The organism is Mycobacterium gastri, assembly GCF_002102175.1.
In the GTDB taxonomy this organism is placed as follows: domain Bacteria; phylum Actinomycetota; class Actinomycetes; order Mycobacteriales; family Mycobacteriaceae; genus Mycobacterium; species Mycobacterium gastri.
Map to the genome: position 1 here is coordinate 1 of NZ_LQOX01000036.1, position 1,444 is coordinate 1,444.

Below are 1,444 nucleotides of genomic sequence, written 5' to 3' on the forward strand. Positions count from 1 at the left end.
ATCACTGGCAAACGGGTGGTCCCATGACCGTGGCTAAACCCTGCTCAAACCGGTCCCATCACGGTGGCGGTCGACAATAACGTGCTCTTATTTGCTCGGTTCGCATGTGGTGTGGATTTGTGCACTGGGCGCCAACTCCAGAGCGCGCCGGCGGCGCGCAGCGCGCGGGCAATGACGTGCCGGTTGGCCGGGAAGCTGGTCGAGATGTGTGCTCGAGGGCATCAGTGATCACGACTTCCCGCTCCCGACGCAACCGCAATTGGGAATCGCCAGGGTAATTTGGCGATGGCTTCCGGCTTACTGCGCGCGTTTTGGCCGCCTCACCGCACACGCGGGCTGGTGAGCATTACTGGCGTGCATCGTTACCCGGCGTGCGCCGGTGGAGATCGGCTAGGAAAATATCCCGAGCAAAGCCCCCAGTAACAACGCAAATAACGACGGCTGGATGTCAACGATGTTGTCGCCGGGACCTGCGACCGCCGATGCCCCGTCTGCCCTGGCGATTGCGATGTCGTTATTGCCATTGAAGGCGCGAGCCTGGGCGTTGTTGGCAACGACGATCGCGAGGTCGCGATTGCCTTCGTCGCCCGTTTCACCGCCGGCGAAAGCGGTGCTGTCATTTCCCACTATGATTGCCGCGTTGAAGTGGCCTCTTTGCGCATGGACGTCGCTGTTACCGCCGCCGACGACCACAGCGGCGTTGCCGATGTTGCCTCCTACGGCGTCGGTTACGATCCCATTGTTGCCGGCGCCCACGACGGTGGCGGCGGTGACAAAGTCGTTGTCGCCGACGGCGCTAGCAGCGACCCCAGCATTGCCATCCCCCACCACCGTGGCCGCCGTCGCGATGTTGATGCTGCCATCCGCGCTGGCCTCAACCCCATTGTTGGCGTTGCCCACTACCGTGGCCGCCGTCGCCACATTGGTGTCACCGGTGGCAGAAGCCGAAATCGCCTGATTCCCATCAAAAACCGCGGTGGCCGCCGTCACCACATTGACGCTGCCATCCGCATCCGCCGTAACCCCACTATTGTTGTCGCCCACCACCGTCGCCGCCGTGGCCACATTGATGCGGCCATCGGCACTGGCCGCCACCCCACTATTGGCATCACCCACCACCGTGGCCGCCGTCGCCACATTGGTCTCCCCCACCGCGATCGCACTCGCCGCATCAACCACATTGTCATTGCCCACCACCGTGGCCGCCGTGGCAATATTGCGCACCCCCTGCGCACTGGCCACAACCCCACCATTGCCATCCCCCACCACCGTGGCCGCCGTCGCGATGTTGATGCTGCCATCCGCGCTGGCCTCAACCCCATTGTTGGCATTACCCACTACCGTGGCCGCCGTCGCCACATTGGTGCCACCATCAGCACTGGCCGAAATCGCCTGATTCCCATCAAAAACCGCGGTGGCCGCCGTCACCACATTGACGCTGCCA

Annotated in this window: 1 protein-coding gene; it reads right to left on the bottom strand. The window is 63.4% G+C overall.

Annotation, left to right across the window (positions count from 1 at the left end; all coding sequences use genetic code 11):
- Positions 1-390 precede the first annotated feature (390 nt).
- Positions 391-1,444 (bottom strand): beta strand repeat-containing protein (locus tag AWC07_RS02665; protein WP_425271212.1); only part of this gene is annotated, 1,054 nt, incomplete at its 5' end.